The sequence below is a fragment of the Nocardioides endophyticus genome, assembly GCF_039543845.1.
In the GTDB taxonomy this organism is placed as follows: Bacteria; Actinomycetota; Actinomycetes; order Propionibacteriales; family Nocardioidaceae; genus Nocardioides; species Nocardioides endophyticus.
The window spans coordinates 396,178-411,424 of sequence record NZ_BAABKN010000009.1 but is presented as its reverse complement, the minus strand read 5'-3'; the positions used below and the strand labels follow the sequence as shown (position 1 = coordinate 411,424).

The following is a 15,247-nucleotide window of genomic DNA, read 5'->3' as shown; positions in this document are numbered from 1 at the left end:
CTCGCGCGTCTCCGCTCATCCCTCGCGGATCTGGACCTGGACCTCTCGGATCCGGAAGAGCACTCGCTGGCGCAGCTCGTCGGGCGCCACCTCGGCACACGAGCGGGCCACGACGGACTTCACGGTGCGCTGGAGGTCGTACTTCTCCAGGCATGGGTTGCAGCTGTCGAGGTGCACCCGCACCGCGGAGCAGTCGGCTTCGTCGAGCTCGTTGTCGATGAAGTAGACGATCCGGTCGAGGAACTCGGCGCAGTCGCTGGCCGACGGCTCGACACTGTGGTCGTGGCTCATGACTTGCCCCCGTCGCGGCCGGCGGTCAGGAGGTCGTTGTCGCGGACGTAGTCCGAGAGCAGGTCACGCAGCTGGCGCCGGCCCCGGTGCAGCCGGGACATGACGGTGCCGATCGGGGTATCCATGATCTCGGCGATCTCCTTGTAGGCGAATCCCTCGACGTCGGCGAGGTAGACCGCGAGCCGGAACTCCTCCGGCAGTCGCTGCAGAGCGTCCTTGACCTCGGAGTCGGGCAGGTGCTCGAGCGCCTCGGTCTCGGCGGAGCGCAGACCGGTCGATGCGTGCGTCTCGGCCCGGTGCAGCTGCCAGTCCTCGACGTCCTCGGACATCGACTGCTGCGGCTGCCGCTGCTTCTTGCGGTAGTTGTTGATGAAGGTGTTGGTCAGGATGCGGTAGAGCCAGGCCTTCAGGTTGGTGCCCGGCCGGAACTGGTGGAAGGAGGAGTACGCCTTGGCGAACGTCTCCTGGACCAGGTCCTCGGCATCGGCCGGGTTGCGGGTCATCCGCATCGCGGCGCTGTAGAGCTGGTCGAGGAACGGCAGCGCGTCCCGCTCGAAGCGGGCGGAGCGGTCGGCCTCGGACTCGGTGGCCACGTCAACGGGGGGCTCGACGACCTCCGGGGTCGTCACAATGGGGTCTGTCATCGCTTCCCAGAGTAGCCCCGTGGGGCGTTCGAGCACTGCCTGCATGCTCATGGAACGCGACACACGCTCTGCTCATTCCCGAGGCAGGGTCCCTAGGTCCCGGTGCCGGTGCCGGTGCCGGTGACTTCGCGCAAGATCCACTCCAGCGTGGACTCGACGATGATCGCCATCGCCTCCGCTTCGGTGACACCCGAGCGGGCCGGCACCTTGAAGCCGTGGTCGGCGGCGGGTACGACGGCCAGGTCGAGATCGGTCGGGAACTCCTCGGGCCGGCCGAAGGTGTCGCGCTCCCCCTGGACCACCAGGGTCGGCACCCGGGCGCCACGCAGCTCGTCCAGGCGCGACTTCTCGGGCTTGCCGGGCGGGTGCAGCGGGAAGGCCAGCGCGAGACAGCCGGAGGCGCCGAGCTGCTTGGCGCACCGGGCCGCGGACCTGGCACCGGCGGATCGGCCGCCCACGACCAGCGGAGTGCGGGTCTTGAGCTTGTTGGCGGCCGCGACGAGGCCGGCGTCGAGCGTGGCCGGCGGGGTCGCGACCTTACGGCCGGCGACCTTCCACGGCTGCTCGAGGAGTACGACGGTCACGCCGTTGCGCGGCAGGTCGTCGCCCAGGGCCACGAGGTCGCGGCTGTCGATGCCGCCACCGGCACCGTGGCTGAGCAGCAAGGTGGCGACGGCCCCGCGGGCCCGGCGTACGACCATCCGGGCCTCGCCGTGCGGAGTGTCGATCCGACGCTCGTCGGTGGTCACGACGGGTCCCCTTCCAGGGGCAGCGGAGCGAGGAGCTCCGGACCGTTGTTGCGCACGTTGCTCACCAGGGTCGAGACCGGGTAGGCCTCCAAGGCGCCCGGCGCGGCGGGCACCAGCAGGTCGAGCAGCTGGCCACCCTCGGCACGGGGGTCGAGCCAGGCATCCCAGCGGTCGCGCTCGACCATCAGCGGCATCCGGTCGTGGATGTGGCCGACGGAGTCCTCGGCCTGGGTGGTGATCACCGTGCAGGTCCAGCGGAACCGGTTCGGGTCGTCCTCCGCCCGGTCGGGGTCGCGCCAGATCTCGTAGAGGCCGGCCATGGCGAGAACTCCGTGGTCCTTCGGCCGGATGAAGAACGGCTGCTTGCGCGGCTTGCCGGCCAACGTCTGCTCTTCGGTCGGATACCACTCGTAGTAGCCGTCGGCCGGGAGCAGGCAGCGCCGCTTCGCGAACGCCCGCTTGTACGCCGGCTTCTCGGCGAGGGTCTCCATCCGGGCGTTGATCATCCGGTTGCCGATCGAGGCCTCCTTCGCCCACGACGGGATCAGCCCCCAGGTGAGCACCCGGAGCTGGCGCTCCGGGTGCTCCGGGCTGTCCTTCGACGCTGCCGGACTCTTGGGGGCACGCTCCACCACGGCGTACACCTCTTTGGTCGGCGCCACGTTGTAGTCGGCCTCGAGGGCGTCCTGGATGCGGCTCTCGACGATGTCGAACTCGTCGAGGAGGTCTTCGGGGCGCCTACTCGACGCGTAGCGGCCGCACATGCGGCCACTCTAGAGGTGACGTACGCGAAGATCTCATCACCGTTCGCGACGGAGTCCCACAGCATGCTGAACACGGCACGAGGCATGTCGGGGGGTGCCGGATGACGTTGTGCGGCTTGCCCAGCAGGTCGACCTCGGACATCGCCGAGACCTGGCAGAAGACCTCGTTGGCGTAGGTGAGGTCGGTCTTGGTGACGATGACGTCGTCGGCGCCGAGGACCCACTCGACACCCGCAACCTGAGGTGCCACCGGTCCCCCATGCCCCTGTGACCCAGGCCCCTCAGGCTCAGAGACGGGTGAGCTCGTCGAGCAGTACGGTGACCGACCGGTCGGAGTCGGGCAGGCCCTCGATCCAGACCCGCGGCCGCGGCGGCTCTCCGCTCTCGAGCATCCGCATCAGCAGGTCGACCCGGCGCAGCAGCAGCAGGTCGCGCTCGGCCAGCACGACGAGGCGGCCGGGTGCGATGTGTCCGATCGTCTCGCGGCCGGGAAAGACGCCCCGGACGGTGGCGCCGACCTGTGCGTCCTCCATCGCGCGGGCCAGCGGCTCACCGAGCTGCTCCACGTCGCGGGCCCCGTCGACGACCACGACCACCAGCGCATGGGTCTCGTGGGCTGGGCCGGCGCGGAAGAGATCTCCGATGCAGGTCCGCAGGTGGGCCAGGCTGGCCAGTCCGGTCAGCGGGTCGGCACAGGACAGGCCGTGCACGTAGCCGAGCGTCGCGTCGCTCCACGCGACCGCGAGGGCGCGGAGCTCGACGTGGGCCGGCTCGGCGCCGAGCACCTGCCGCCAGGTGGCCGCAAGGTCATCGAGCGCCTCGGCGAGCGAGACGCCGTCCCGGGCGAGCACGCCGCCGAGGACCTCGCAGGCGGCGACCGAACCCGATCCCGAAGCAAGGGCTTCCCCCACCGCCTCGAAGCGCGGCGGCAGTGCCGCTCGCAGCTCCGATGACAGTTCCCGCCCTGCTTCGGGACCGTCCGTGGTCGCGCTCCGCCTGCGCGTCGCGTCCCAGTCCACGGTGGCTCCCCCTCGGTTCCGGTCTTGCCGACGATGTGACGGGGTCGACATCGGGCCATGACGCGACCCGCGGAAAAAGATCCGTCGCCTTTCACGCGCTCGCGCGTTGGGCCTACATGGGACCCTCCGTCTCGACCCTCGACGAGCCCAGCGACGCCGAGCTCATCTCAGCCGTCCGAGCGGGTGACGTCGCGGCGTACGGCGAGCTCTTCGCCCGCCACGTCGAGGCGGCCCGGCGGCTCGGCCGCCAGCTGGTCCCCGGTCCCGACGTCGACGACCTGGTCTCCGAGGCCTTCACCAAGGTGCTCGGCGTCCTGCAACGCGGCGGCGGCCCCGACCTGGCCTTCCGCGCCTACCTGCTGACCGCCGTACGCCGGCTGCACGTCGACCGGATCCGCTCGACCGCCCGGCTGCACACGACCGACGACCTCACGCCGTTCGACCCGGGGGTGCCGTTCCGCGACACGGCGATCGAGGGCTTCGAGAGCGCGGCCGCCGCCCGTGCCTTCGCCTCGCTCCCCGAGCGCTGGCAGCTGGTGCTGTGGCACACCGAAGTCGAGGAGCAGAAGCCCGCCGAGGTCGCCCCGATGCTCGGGATGACACCCAACGCCGTGTCCGCGCTCGCCTACCGGGCGCGCGAGGGCCTGCGTCAGGCGTACCTGACGATGCACGCCGCCGACGCCGCCGACGACACCTGCGAACGCACTCGCGCCGAGCTCGGCGCCTACGTCCGCGGCGGCCTCTCCCGCCGCGACGCCGCCCGGGTCGAGCAGCACCTCCAGGAGTGCCGCGCCTGCGCCGCGCTCTACCTCGAGCTCACCGAGGTCAACTCCAACCTGCGCGCAGTGCTGGCGCCGCTGCTGCTCGGCGGTGCCGCGGCGGCGTACGCCGCCTCGACCGGGAGCGTCACGGCCACCGGGTTGGGCCTGCTCCTCGGGCGAGCCCGCGACGCCGTGCTCGCCCACGGGCCGACCGCAGCCGTCGCCAGCGCTGCGGCTGCGGCGGTCGTCGCGGGCTCGGTCATCACCTTCAACCAGGACCGTGGCGGCGACCCGAGCGCCGACGCTCCGCCGGCCATCACCGACACGCAGTCGATCCGACCGACCGGGGACCGACCGCTCCGGCGCGAGCCGCGCCACGCCCGCTCTGCTCCCGCCACCGGTGTCCAGGGCTCAGGTGGCCAGACCGCGGCGTCGAGCCGGCCGACCACAGGGCCGTCGAGCCGTCCGTCGGGCCCGCCCTCGAACCTGCCGTCGGACCCGCCCTCGCAAGGCCCCACGGACCGACCGACCACCCAGCCGTCGACCGAGCCGACCGCCGACCCCACCAGCCCGCCCTCGCCTCCCCCACTGCCGCCGAGCCGGCCACCGGTCGAGCAGCCGTCCCGGCCACCCCTCGTCGACCTGAGCGCTGACGTCTCGGCGGGTCCGGGCGGCCTCGAGGTCGGGATCGAGCTCGGCCTGATCGGCGTCACGGTCATTCCGAAGACCACGGTGGGCGTGCCGTTGCCACCTGCGGGGTAAACACGAAGCATGACCGTCAGCAGACTCATCGCCCGCCCGATGCTCGCATCGATCTTCGTCGTCGGCGCCGCCACCGCCCTCAAGAACGCCTCCGCGTCCGCCGCCAAGGCCGCTCCGGTCACCGACAAGGTCGTGCCGCTGGCCAAGAAGGCCGGCGTCCCGATCCCGGAGAACCCCGAGACCTTGGTGAAGATCAACGCCGGCGTCCAGATCGCAGCCGGGCTGGCCCTGGCCACCGGCCGTGCACCGCGCCTGTCGGCGGCCGTGCTCGCCGCGTCGCTGATCCCGACAACCGCGGCGGGGCACCGGTTCTGGGAGGTCCAGGACCCGGCCCAGCGCACCCAGCAGAAGCTGCACTTCTTCAAGAACGTCTCCGTCGTGGGTGGCCTGATCATCGCCGCGGGCGACACCGAGGGGAAGCCGGGAGTCGCCTGGCGAGCCCGGCACGGCGTACGCGACGCCCGCCGCGAGGCGAAGCGCCTGGCCCACGACGCCCGGCGCGAGGCCAAGCTCGCCCGGGCCCGAATCGGCTGAGCCTCGAATCGGCTGAGCCTCGAATCGGCTGACGCCCGGTCGTCCCGGGCCGTGCCCCCACTAGGCTGTCGCGGGTGACGAGCAGCCCTGACCTGTGGCCGGCCCCACGCGCCGTGCACCCCGTGGACGCCGTCGTCACCCTGCCCGGCAGCAAGTCGATCACCAACCGCGCGCTGATCCTGGCGGCCATCGCCGACGGCCCGTCCGTCGTACGCCGGGCGCTGCGTTCACGCGACACATCGCTGATGGCGGCGGCGCTCACGTCGCTCGGCTCGACCGTCGACACGTCCGGCGACGACTGGGTCGTGACCCCGGGTGCCTTCGACCGGGACGCCGTCGTGGACTGCGGGCTGGCGGGCACCGTCATGCGGTTCGTGCCGCCGATCGCCGGGCTCGGCACGTCGCTGGTCTCCTTCGACGGCGACGAGCACATGCGGCAGCGACCCATCGGTCAGGTCTTGTCGGCACTGCGCGACCTCGGCGTCTCGATCCAGGGCGACGCCCTGCCCTTCACGGTCCACGGCGCCGGCTCGGTGCCGGGCGGCACGGTCGTGGTCGATGCCTCGGCGTCCTCGCAGTTCGTCTCCGCGCTGCTGCTGGCCGGGGCACGGTACGACGCGGGCGTCGACGTACGCCACGACGGCAAGCCTGTGCCCTCCCTCCCGCACATCGACATGACGATCGCGATGCTGCGCGAGCACGGCGTGGAGGTCGACGACGCGGACGCGAACCGCTGGCGAGTGGCGCCGGGACCGGTGAAGGCCGTCGACCACCTGATCGAGCCCGACCTCTCCAACGCCGCGCCGTTCCTGGCGCTGGCCGCGGTCTCCGGCGGATCGGTGACCGTGCGCGACTGGCCGCACGCGACCACCCAGGCCGGCGACGCGCTGCGCGGGATCCTCACCGAGATGGGCTGCACGGTCGAGCTCGACGACGACGGCCTGCGGGTCACCGGCTCGGGGGCTCTGCAGGGCATCGACGTCGACCTGCACGACGTCGGCGAGCTCACCCCGGCGATCGCCGCACTCTGCGCGCTCGCCGAGTCGCCGTCGCACCTGCGCGGCATCGGCCACATCCGCGGCCACGAGACCGACCGGCTCGCCGCACTGGCCACCGAGCTCGGTGCACTCGGTGCCGACGTGACCGAGCACGCCGACGGCCTCAGCCTGCGGCCCGCTCCCCTGCACGGCGGGGTGTTCCACACGTACGCCGATCACCGGATGGCCCACGCCGCCGTGATCGTCGGGGCTGCCGTCGACGGGATCCAGGTCGAGAACGTCGGCACGACGGCCAAGACCTTCCCCGACTTCGCCGGCTTCTGGTCCGGGCTCCTCTCCCCATGAGTGCGCGCCGATGACGGGCCGGTACTCCGACCAGGACGTCGAGCACTACGACCGTCCCCGTCGGCGTACCCGTCCGCGCACCAAGGACCGCCCCACCTATGACGACGCCGTGGACGGTGTCGTCGTGACCGTCGACCGCGGCCGCTACACGCTGCTCCTCGACGGCCACAAGGTGATGGCCATGAAGGCACGCCCCTTGGGCCGCAAGGGCGTCGTGGTCGGCGACCGCGTGCGGGTCGTCGGCGACACGACGGGCGACGACGGCTCGCTGGCCCGGATCGTCGAGGTGCGCGAGCGGGTGACCACGCTGCGTCGTACGGCGGACGACGACGACCCTGTCGAGCGCGTCATCGTGTCCAACGCCGAGCAGCTGGTCGTGGTGACCGCTCTGGCCGACCCCGAACCCCAGCCGCGGCTGATCGACCGCGCCCTGGTGGCGGCGTACGACGCGGGCATGCAGCCGCTGTTGTGCCTCACCAAGTCGGACCTCGCCGACCCGGAGACGTTGCTGGTCACCTACCGCTCCCTCGGGGTCCCGTGGGTGGTCACCCAGCGCGGCGGCGACCTGGCCGAGCTGCGCGATCGGCTGCACGGCAAGATCAGCGTGATGGTGGGCTCGAGCGGGGTCGGCAAGTCCACCCTGGTCAACGCGCTGGTGCCGACCGCCTACCGCGACGTCGGGCACGTCAACGCGGTCACCGGGCGTGGCCGGCACACGTCGACGTCGGCGTTCATGCTCGAGCTGCCTGACGACTCGGGGTGGATCATCGACACCCCCGGCATCCGGTCGTTCGGGCTCGCGCACGTGCAGCCGGAGCGGCTGATCGAGGCCTTCCCCGACCTCGACGAGATGACCGAGGACTGCCCGCGCGGCTGCACCCACGGCACCGACGAGCCGGAGTGCGGTCTCGACGAGGCCGTGGAGTCCGGCACCGCCGACCCGCTGCGGGTGGAGTCGTTCCGCCGGTTGCTGGCGGCCCGGAGCGAACCGCTCTACTAACCCCAGACCGCCCGGGCACCGGCCTCGCCGGTGAGGAACACCAGCACGAGCAGGGCGACCGACACGACGCCGAGCAGCACGTCGAGCACGACGCGGAGTGCCCCGGTGCGGGTGGCGAACCAGCCGGAGACCAGCGCGATGACGCCGAAGGCGATGGTCACCCACAGCAGCTGGCGGGCCCGGTCCTCGTGGGTCTGCACCTGCGGGCTGGTCCGCAGCTCGGGCTTGTGCTGGAGGAAGTCGTTGCCGGTGAGGTACGCCGCGACGATCGACAGCGTGGCGATCACGGCGAGGCCGACCATCGGCCAGCGCAGCTTCAACCGCCATCGGGGCACGAGGAACGCCAGCGCCACCAGAGCGGCGATCGGTCCGAAGATGACCGCCGCGTGCACCACCAGCGGGTGCAACGGGAGTCCGTTGATCTCCATAGGTGAAGGTTGCACCAGGTTGATGAGAATAGTGTGAGGCCGTGCCGAACAAACTGACGGACTACACCGACGACCTGCGCCTCGCGCACGTCCTGGCTGACGACGCCGACTCGATCAGCGAGAGCCGGTTCAAGGCGCTCGACCTGCACGTGATGAGCAAGCCGGACCTCACACCGGTGACGGACGCCGACCAGGCGGTCGAGGAGAGCATCCGCCGTACGTTGTCCCGGGCCCGCTCGCGCGACGCCATCACCGGCGAGGAGCAGGGCTCGAGCGGGCACAGCCAGCGCCGCTGGATCATCGACCCGATCGACGGCACCAAGAACTTCGTCCGCGGCGTCCCGGTCTGGGCGACCCTGATCTCCCTGGCCGTCGACGACGAGGTCGTGCTCGGCGTCGTCTCCGCTCCCCTGCTGCAGCGCCGGTGGTGGGCGTCGAAGGGCAACGGCGCCTGGACCGGCCGCTCGCTGCTCAAGGCGGTCCGGTGCCAGGTCTCCGACGTACGCCGGCTCGAGGACGCCTCGCTGTCGTACTCCTCGCTCTCCGGCTGGGACGAGCGCGACCGCCTCGACGACTTCGAGTCGTTGATGCGGCGCTGCTGGCGGACCCGGGCGTACGGCGACTTCTGGTCCTACATGCTGCTCGCCGAGGGTGCCGTCGACATCGCCGCCGAGCCCGAGCTCGAGGTCTACGACATGGCCGCCCTCGACATCATTGTGCGCGAGGCGGGTGGACGGTTCACGTCGCTCGACGGCACGGACGGACCGTTCGGCGGCAACGCGCTGGCGTCCAACGGGCACCTGCACGAGGCGGCCCTGTCGTTCCTCGGCTCGCTGCCCGATGACGACGACGACCCCGACTCGCGACGGACCGGCCCGGGTTCGGTGTCGGACCTCCGGCTGCACCGCCGAGACTGATCTGTACGCGTGACCCCGGTCACGAGTACCGTCGTGACATGCGAATCGGTGACGTGCTCAACGCCAAGACCCGTCATGAGGTCATCACGATTAGTCCCGAGGCCGGCGTGCGCGAGCTGGTCGCCAAGCTCGCCGAGCACAACGTCGGCGCCCTGATCGTCAGCACCGACGGCGCCACGCTCGAGGGGATCGTCAGCGAGCGCGACGTCGTCCGACACCTCCACACCGACGGCACCGTCATCGACAACACCGTCGCCAGGATCATGACCGCGGCCGTGGAGACCTGCGACCAGGACACCAACGTCGACGAGCTGATGAAGACCATGACCGAGCGCCGGATCCGGCATGTGCCCGTGGTCCACGACGGCAGGTTGGTCGGGATCATCAGCATCGGCGACGTGGTCAAGCACCGCATCGACCAGCTGGAGTTCGAGCGCGACCAGCTGGACAGCTACGTACACCAGATCTGAGCCTGACTAGGCGCCGGTGCGCTCCGCGAGGACGAGCGCCATGTCGTCGTTCATCTCCTGGCCGGCGTACGCCAGCAGCCGCGCGACCAGGCGGTCCAGCGCCTCCTCGACCGTGCCGTCACGGAGCTCGTCGGCGTACTCCGCGAGCGGGAAGAACTCGCCGGTCCCGTCGCGGGCCTCGACCAGCCCGTCGGTGAAGAACAGCATCCGGGAGCCCGCCGGCCAGGCGTGCTCGCTGAGCTCGGGCACGGAGCCCAGGCCGAGAGGCACTGTCGGCTCGCCGGTGGAGATCTCGGCCGCGCCGTCGGCCCCGACCAGGATCGGCGGGTGGTGACCGCAGTTGGCAATGGTCACCCGGTCGCCCTGGAACTCGCCGACGATGGCGGTGACGAACTCCTCGTCGTCGAGCATCCGTGACAGCGTGTCGTCGATGCTCCTGGTGAGAGCGGCCGGGTCGGGCTCGGTGAAGGCCGCGGCCCGGAATGCGCCGAGCACCGTGGCAGCGGTCTGCACCGCCTCGAGACCCTTGCCACGGACGTCGCCGACGATGACGCGTACGCCGAACGGAGTGGCCGCCACCTCGTAGAGGTCACCGCCCACCAGCGCCTCGGCGGACGCGGAGACGTAGCGGGCGGCGAGACCGACCGAGCCGATGGAGTTCGGCATCGCACGCAGGACCGCACGCTGGGCCGTCTCGGCGATCACGGTCATCCGCTGCAGCCGGGACTCACGACGGTCGCGGAGCAGCGCCGAGAGCACCGCCAGTCCCGCGAGCGACGCGCAGATGGCGACCCGGAACCAGTAGTCGAAGGTGTAGGGCACGTCGAGCCAGCTGCCGCCCACCGCCGAGAGGGCGATCGCGGCGCCGGCCACGATCGCGGTCCGGCCGGCGTTCGTCATGAACGAGGCCACAATCGGCGCCGCGACCATCGCAGTCGTGAGCTGGATGTCCCACGTGACCGAGATGAAGGTCAGGACGGCCAGCACCGAGAATCCGCTGACGAGTCCGAGGTCCAGGCGACCCGGATGTGGGAGGGGGTTCACCCCCGAAGTGTGGCAGTTCGGGTGTCACGGCGAGCCGACAACCTCCGATCCCGCCGCTCGGGTCACCCGGATGGGGTGACCTACGCGCTGGTTAGGGTGGACGTCATGGACAAGCCCGAGATCGACTTCCCCGACTTCGACCCGCCCGCCGACCTCGTCGTCACCGAGATCACCGAGGGCGGTGGCGACGAGGCCACCGCCGGCTCGACCGTCTCCGTGCACTACGTCGGCGTCGCCCACTCCACCGGCGAGGAGTTCGACGCGTCGTACAACCGCGGCGCTCCGCTGCAGTTCCGCCTCGGCATCGGCCAGGTCATCGCCGGCTGGGACCAGGGCGTGCAGGGCATGAAGGTCGGCGGCCGCCGCCAGCTCGTCATCCCGCCGCACCTCGGGTACGGCGACCGCGGCGCCGGCGGCGCCATCAAGCCCGGCGAGACGCTGATCTTCGTCGTCGACCTGATCGGCGTCTCCTGAGTTCAGACTCTTCCGGCGGCGGGCTACCTACCAGGGCAGCCCGTCGTCCGCGCTCTCGTCTGCCACCCGCGCCGACTGGGAGCCGAGGGTGACCACGTCACCCATCACCAGCTGACGTCCCCGCCTGGTCTCGACCTCGCCGTTGACCGTCACCTGCCCGTCCTGGATGACGGGCTTGGCCTCCGCCCCGCTCTCGACCAGGTTGGCGAGCTTGAGGAACTGGCCGAGTCGGATCGACTGGTCGCGGATGGCTACGTCGTACGGCTCGGACATGCGCTCATTGTGCTCTCTCACGTGAGGAGCACCGACACCGTGTGGATCAGCACCCCGACCAGCCCACCGACGATGGTGCCGTTGATCCGGATGAACTGGAGGTCGCGGCCGACCTGGAGCTCGATCCGGCTGGCGGCCTCCTTGCCGTCCCAGCGGTCGACGGTGTGGGTGATGACCGCGGTGATCTCGGCGCCGTACCTGTCGACGGCGTACACCGCGGCGTCGGCGGCGAGGCCGTCGATCCGGGCGCGGAGCTTCTCGTCGGCGAGCAGGCGCTCGGCGAAGGCGGCGGTCTCGGCCACCAGGCGGGTGCGGAGCGGGCCGTCGGCGTCGGCGAGGGAGGCCTGGAGGCTGCGGCGCAGGGCGTTCCAGAGCGACACGCCAGAGGCGACGATCTGGGGCTGGTCGAGCAGCCGCTCCTTGAGGCGCTCGGTGCGCACCTGGGTCGCGGAGTCGTGCAGCAGGTCATCGGCGAGCTTGGCGAGCATCGAGTCCAGCGCCTGCCGCGCGTGGTGGCGCGGGTCCTCGCGGATGTCCTCGACCCAGTTGACCAGCTCGCGGTGCAGCCGGGAGATGACGGCGTCGTTGACCCGGGTCGGCGCCCACCACGGCGCGCGCTCCCCCAGGATCTCGGCCACCGCCTCCGGGTTGGCCACCAGCCAGGCGTAGAGCTCGTCGAGGGCGAGGTCGACCAGCCCGTGGTGCAGGTCGTCGCGGACAGTCTCCTCCAGGAGACTTCCGATGAGCGGCGAAATCGGCTCAGCGTGGAAGCGCGGCACCAATACGTCGCGCACCAGCTCCTCGACGTGCTCCTCGCGGATCCGGCCGAGCGCGGCGCCAGCGACCTCGGCGACCTCGTCGACGGCCCGCCGCGCATGCTCGGGTACGGCGAGCCAGCGGCCCACCCGCAGCGAGATCGTCGCGGCCGCGGCGCGGTCTCGGATGATCTCCTCCTGGAGGAAGTTCTCGCCCACGAACTCCTCGAGCGAGCGGCCCAGCTCGTCCTTGCGCTTCGGGATCAGCGCGGTGTGCGGGATCGGCAGCCCGAGCGGGTGCTTGAAGAGCGCCGTGACGGCGAACCAGTCCGCGATCGCACCCACCATCGAGGCCTCCGCGCCCGCGTTGACGAAGCCCCAGAACCCGTCCTGGCCGAGCGTCGCGACGTACACGACCGCGGCCAGGACCAGCAGGCTGACAGCGACCGTGCGCATCCGGCGCAGGCCCCGACGCCGGCGCTCGTCGGCACCGGAGTCGGGCGTGATCATCGTGAGGGTGGCAGCCATCTCCCGCCATCCTTCCCTAGGAGTGGGCGTGAAAGAATCCGTGGCATGTCACGCACGGTCATCACCTTCGGCACGTTCGACGTGTTCCACGTCGGGCACCTCCGGGTGATCGAGCGCGCGGCCGCCCTCGGCGACCGCCTGGTGGTCGGGGTATCCGCCGACGAGCTCAACATGCGCAAGAAGGGCCGCGAACCCGTCTTCAGCCAGGGCGAGCGCCTCGCGATCGTGGCCGCGCTCAAGCCGGTGAGCGAGGTGTTCGTCGAGGAGAGCCTCGAGCTCAAGCGCGAATACATCCAGCAGTACGCCGCCGACGTGCTCGTCATGGGCGACGACTGGGAGGGCCGGTTCGACGAGTTCAAGGACATCTGCGAGGTCGTCTACCTGACCCGTACGCCGGCGATCTCCACGACCGCGCTGATCGAGAAGATCTCCGGCGGCAATTAGCGGATCGGCCCATCCAGACGGGCCCGGAATGGCCCAACTTCGCGATCCCGCTCGGCGCTCCCGCGGCCGCGGGCTTCGCCGGGGCGTACGTCGCGGACAGCCTCGGCAGTGGTCGGCAGACCCAGCTGCCCACGTCCGGGCTGCTGATCGGCACGGTCGCGATCATGAACTGGTACGGCGTGCGCGTCTCCGGCCGGGTCCAGCCAGTCATCGCCGCGACGCTCGCCGTGCTACTGCTGGTCGCGACCCTGGTCTCACTCCCCCACGCCAGCGCCGCCAACCTGACGCCGTTCGCGCCGCACGGGTGGGCCGCGATCGGTCGGCGGCCGCGCTGCTGATCTGGGCGCTCGCCGGTTGGGAGGTCGTCACGTCCCTGTCGTCGGACTACCGCAACCCGGCTCGCGACATCTCCCGCGCGACTGCGATCGCCCTGGTCGCAGCTGGGCGGGTCCCAGGCCGGCTGCTGGGCAGGCACGGTCGGCGTGTCCGCTGCGGTCGGAGAAGCCGGCTCCGTCGTGACTTCGGGCTCGGCCTTCGGGATCGGCTCGTTCGAGGTGCAGGCCGTCAACGGCAGCACGAGCACTGCTACCAGCACGGCGCGGGTGACGCCCATCAGCAACCTCTCGCCAACTGAACGCTCGAACCATCCCTCGCGGTTGGCGCGACTTTCCGACCTAGCACCTGCGGTGGAAGCTGACCCTGCCGCTGGGGTGATGGGTCGTCTCGTAGGTGGGGTCGTGTGCTCGGGCGTGGTGTCTCGGGCAGAGGAGTCCGCCGTTGTGGAGGTCGGTGGGTCCTCCGTCGGCCCATCGCTGCCAGTGGTGTGCGTGGCACATCCAGGGTGGCCAGTCACAGCCGTCGGCGACACAGCCGCCGTCGCTCAGGGCCATCGCGAGCAGCTGGGCCTTGGTGAAGAGCCGGCGGGCACGGCCCACATCAAGGACCTGAGACTCGCCGTCGAGGACGACGGGGATGATCCGGGCGGTGCACGCGAGCCGGCGGGCCTGTCCGGGGCTGATCCGGTCGCCGGTGTCGAGGACCCCTGCCTTCGCCAGCTTCCCGGTGAGGGTGTCGAGGTCGATGGTGACCACGATGGTGGCGTCGGTGCCGCCGACCTTCGGCAGGTCCTTCGCCGAGATGCGTTCGATGAGCTCGGCCAACGCCCTCCCCAGCCGCTCCGGCCCCGGCCGGCGCACCACACCTGCGCCCGCTCCGTGGGTGGCGGCCTGGTGCTTCGGAGCGGCGATCGCCAGCAGCATCTTCCGCAACCTGGCGGCCTGCGCCGTCGGGAGGGTGAACCGACCGTAGGTCTTGCCGTGCCCGTCGTCGGTCATCGTCAACCGGGCCGCCTGCGCCGCCTTGGCCTCCTCCCTCTCGAGCAGGTCGGCCTCATGGGCATCCGCCAGGTCCGGCGCCACCACCTCCAGCAGCCGGCGTCCGAGGATCCTCAACGTGCGGGCGTCGTGCTCCTGCGCCGCGGCGACCAGGTGCCGCTCGGCCCTGATCACCAGGTCCGGGCCCAGGCCCTCGGGCAGAGCCTCGACCGCGCGGATGATCACCTGGGCCTGCTCGACCCGCAGATCCCCGCGCGCCAACGCGGCCCGGACCAGGTCGTGCGTGGCCAGGTCGTACCCGAGCCGGACCGTCCGGGCAGCCGCCGGACGGGTCTCCTTCACCGTGTGCGCCAGCCAGTTCGCCGTCGACGTGGCACCCACCTCCTGGCCCGACCTGCAGCTCGTCGGCGTGCGCCACGACCCGGGCTTCGAGCTCAACCACCCGCGACTTCAACCGGGTGACCTCCACCAAAGTCGTCGCGGTCTCAGCAGCATCCATCGACCACACCGACGCGTCCGCCACGGCGTCCAGCTCGGTGTGTGCGTGCGCGACCGCCACCGACACTCGGTGTCTCGGGACTGCGATCGCGGTCATGGGTCCAGCCAACCCCCTGCGACCGGCGCCCGCATCCCGGCGCCGTCGACCAGTGGACAACGCTGCCGCAAGCAGGCTTGTGGACGACAAGTGGCCCACGCTGGTGGTGGTTTCGAGG

General features: G+C 71.2%; 19 protein-coding genes. 9 read left to right on the top strand and 10 right to left on the bottom strand.

All coding sequences use genetic code 11. From position 1 onward, the window contains the following. Window positions 1-15 precede the first annotated feature (15 nt). The 5 genes from rsrA to ABEA33_RS08010 all read right to left on the bottom strand — a co-directional run bounded on the left by rsrA (window position 16) and on the right by ABEA33_RS08010 (window position 3,467). Window positions 16-291: a mycothiol system anti-sigma-R factor gene (gene rsrA / locus ABEA33_RS08030; RefSeq protein ID WP_345526223.1), complete on the bottom strand. Its 276-nt coding sequence runs from the start codon at window positions 289-291 to the stop codon at window positions 16-18. Next, entirely contained in the window at window positions 288-935 is a 648-nt protein-coding gene (locus ABEA33_RS08025; RefSeq protein WP_345526222.1) for a sigma-70 family RNA polymerase sigma factor, read from the bottom strand. Before ABEA33_RS08025 ends, rsrA begins: the two co-directional genes overlap by 4 nt. A 92-nt stretch (window positions 936-1,027) precedes the next feature. Then, entirely contained in the window at window positions 1,028-1,684 is a 657-nt protein-coding gene (locus ABEA33_RS08020) for an alpha/beta hydrolase family protein (RefSeq protein WP_345526220.1), read from the bottom strand. Continuing rightward, window positions 1,681-2,448: an SOS response-associated peptidase gene (locus ABEA33_RS08015; protein ID WP_345526218.1), complete on the bottom strand. Its 768-nt coding sequence runs from the start codon at window positions 2,446-2,448 to the stop codon at window positions 1,681-1,683. The genes ABEA33_RS08020 and ABEA33_RS08015 overlap by 4 nt, the downstream gene beginning before the upstream one ends. Window positions 2,449-2,735: 287 nt before the next feature. After that, a complete protein-coding gene (locus tag ABEA33_RS08010) occupies window positions 2,736-3,467 on the bottom strand; it encodes a hypothetical protein (RefSeq protein ID WP_345526216.1) in 732 nt (243 codons plus the stop codon). 116 nt (window positions 3,468-3,583) lie between these two features. Here ABEA33_RS08010 and ABEA33_RS08005 point away from each other — a divergent pair, with 116 nt between their 5' ends. From ABEA33_RS08005 to rsgA, 4 genes are all read left to right on the top strand, one after another. Next, window positions 3,584-4,990, top strand: a complete 1,407-nt coding sequence (locus ABEA33_RS08005) for a sigma-70 family RNA polymerase sigma factor (RefSeq protein ID WP_345526215.1) — start codon at window positions 3,584-3,586, stop codon at window positions 4,988-4,990. Between the two features lie 9 nt (window positions 4,991-4,999). Further along, the gene (locus ABEA33_RS08000) at window positions 5,000-5,524 is read left to right on the top strand and encodes a DoxX family protein (protein ID WP_345526214.1); all 525 of its coding nucleotides are present in this window, start codon (window positions 5,000-5,002) and stop codon (window positions 5,522-5,524) included. Between the two features lie 74 nt (window positions 5,525-5,598). After that, on the top strand, window positions 5,599-6,867 hold the full coding sequence (gene aroA, locus ABEA33_RS07995; protein ID WP_345526213.1) for a 3-phosphoshikimate 1-carboxyvinyltransferase: 1,269 nt from the start codon (window positions 5,599-5,601) through the stop codon (window positions 6,865-6,867). Between the two features lie 10 nt (window positions 6,868-6,877). Further along, complete coding sequence (gene rsgA, locus ABEA33_RS07990; RefSeq protein WP_345526212.1) at window positions 6,878-7,867, top strand: ribosome small subunit-dependent GTPase A; 990 nt, start codon at window positions 6,878-6,880, stop codon at window positions 7,865-7,867. Here rsgA and ABEA33_RS07985 read toward each other — a convergent pair. Then, window positions 7,864-8,295, bottom strand: a complete 432-nt coding sequence (locus ABEA33_RS07985) for a DUF2231 domain-containing protein (RefSeq protein ID WP_345526211.1) — start codon at window positions 8,293-8,295, stop codon at window positions 7,864-7,866. The genes rsgA and ABEA33_RS07985 overlap by 4 nt on opposite strands. A gap of 53 nt (window positions 8,296-8,348) precedes the next feature. Between ABEA33_RS07985 and hisN the strand changes: the two genes are divergently transcribed. Both hisN and ABEA33_RS07975 read left to right on the top strand, forming a co-directional pair. After that, window positions 8,349-9,212 carry a histidinol-phosphatase gene (gene hisN, locus ABEA33_RS07980; protein ID WP_345526302.1) on the top strand — a complete coding sequence of 288 codons (864 nt, stop codon included), beginning with the start codon at window positions 8,349-8,351 and terminating at the stop codon, window positions 9,210-9,212. A gap of 38 nt (window positions 9,213-9,250) precedes the next feature. Then, window positions 9,251-9,682, top strand: coding sequence for a CBS domain-containing protein (locus ABEA33_RS07975; protein ID WP_345526209.1), 432 nt, complete (start codon window positions 9,251-9,253; stop codon window positions 9,680-9,682). Between the two features lie 6 nt (window positions 9,683-9,688). On the opposite strand, the gene ABEA33_RS07970 is transcribed toward ABEA33_RS07975, so the two are convergent. Then, complete coding sequence (locus ABEA33_RS07970) at window positions 9,689-10,726, bottom strand: PP2C family protein-serine/threonine phosphatase (protein WP_345526207.1); 1,038 nt, start codon at window positions 10,724-10,726, stop codon at window positions 9,689-9,691. Between the two features lie 105 nt (window positions 10,727-10,831). On the opposite strand from ABEA33_RS07970, the gene ABEA33_RS07965 reads away from it, so the two are divergent. Next, complete coding sequence (locus ABEA33_RS07965; RefSeq protein ID WP_345526205.1) at window positions 10,832-11,200, top strand: FKBP-type peptidyl-prolyl cis-trans isomerase; 369 nt, start codon at window positions 10,832-10,834, stop codon at window positions 11,198-11,200. A gap of 27 nt (window positions 11,201-11,227) precedes the next feature. Here the strand turns inward: ABEA33_RS07965 and ABEA33_RS07960 are convergent, their stop codons facing one another. Further along, window positions 11,228-11,473, bottom strand: coding sequence for an RNA-binding S4 domain-containing protein (locus tag ABEA33_RS07960; protein ID WP_345526203.1), 246 nt, complete (start codon window positions 11,471-11,473; stop codon window positions 11,228-11,230). Between the two features lie 17 nt (window positions 11,474-11,490). Next, window positions 11,491-12,756, bottom strand: coding sequence for a DUF445 domain-containing protein (locus tag ABEA33_RS07955; protein ID WP_345526202.1), 1,266 nt, complete (start codon window positions 12,754-12,756; stop codon window positions 11,491-11,493). Window positions 12,757-12,801: 45 nt separating this feature from the next. Here ABEA33_RS07955 and ABEA33_RS07950 point away from each other — a divergent pair, with 45 nt between their 5' ends. Further along, window positions 12,802-13,200, top strand: a complete 399-nt coding sequence (locus tag ABEA33_RS07950; RefSeq protein WP_345526200.1) for an FAD synthase family protein — start codon at window positions 12,802-12,804, stop codon at window positions 13,198-13,200. 164 nt (window positions 13,201-13,364) lie between these two features. Then, the gene (locus ABEA33_RS07945; protein WP_345526198.1) at window positions 13,365-13,538 is read left to right on the top strand and encodes a hypothetical protein; all 174 of its coding nucleotides are present in this window, start codon (window positions 13,365-13,367) and stop codon (window positions 13,536-13,538) included. Window positions 13,539-13,874: 336 nt separating this feature from the next. Here the strand turns inward: ABEA33_RS07945 and ABEA33_RS07940 are convergent, their stop codons facing one another. After that, window positions 13,875-14,915, bottom strand: coding sequence for an HNH endonuclease signature motif containing protein (locus ABEA33_RS07940; RefSeq protein WP_345526197.1), 1,041 nt, complete (start codon window positions 14,913-14,915; stop codon window positions 13,875-13,877). Window positions 14,916-15,247 lie beyond the last annotated feature (332 nt).

Excerpts from the sequence above, each read along its gene's own strand:
- ABEA33_RS07960 (WP_345526203.1), bottom strand. The coding sequence starts at position 11,473 with ATGTCCGAGCCGTACGACGTAGCCATCCGCGACCAGTCGATCCGACTC.
- ABEA33_RS08000 (WP_345526214.1), top strand. The coding sequence starts at position 5,000 with ATGACCGTCAGCAGACTCATCGCCCGCCCGATGCTCGCATCGATCTTC.
- ABEA33_RS07975 (WP_345526209.1), top strand. The coding sequence starts at position 9,251 with ATGCGAATCGGTGACGTGCTCAACGCCAAGACCCGTCATGAGGTCATC.
- ABEA33_RS08015 (WP_345526218.1), bottom strand. The coding sequence starts at position 2,448 with ATGTGCGGCCGCTACGCGTCGAGTAGGCGCCCCGAAGACCTCCTCGAC.
- ABEA33_RS07950 (WP_345526200.1), top strand. The coding sequence starts at position 12,802 with ATGTCACGCACGGTCATCACCTTCGGCACGTTCGACGTGTTCCACGTC.
- rsrA (WP_345526223.1), bottom strand. The coding sequence starts at position 291 with ATGAGCCACGACCACAGTGTCGAGCCGTCGGCCAGCGACTGCGCCGAG.
- ABEA33_RS07955 (WP_345526202.1), bottom strand. The coding sequence starts at position 12,756 with ATGGCTGCCACCCTCACGATGATCACGCCCGACTCCGGTGCCGACGAG.
- ABEA33_RS07945 (WP_345526198.1), top strand. The coding sequence starts at position 13,365 with ATGAACTGGTACGGCGTGCGCGTCTCCGGCCGGGTCCAGCCAGTCATC.
- rsgA (WP_345526212.1), top strand. The coding sequence starts at position 6,878 with ATGACGGGCCGGTACTCCGACCAGGACGTCGAGCACTACGACCGTCCC.
- ABEA33_RS07985 (WP_345526211.1), bottom strand. The coding sequence starts at position 8,295 with ATGGAGATCAACGGACTCCCGTTGCACCCGCTGGTGGTGCACGCGGCG.
- ABEA33_RS08005 (WP_345526215.1), top strand. The coding sequence starts at position 3,584 with ATGGGACCCTCCGTCTCGACCCTCGACGAGCCCAGCGACGCCGAGCTC.
- ABEA33_RS07965 (WP_345526205.1), top strand. The coding sequence starts at position 10,832 with ATGGACAAGCCCGAGATCGACTTCCCCGACTTCGACCCGCCCGCCGAC.
- ABEA33_RS08025 (WP_345526222.1), bottom strand. The coding sequence starts at position 935 with ATGACAGACCCCATTGTGACGACCCCGGAGGTCGTCGAGCCCCCCGTT.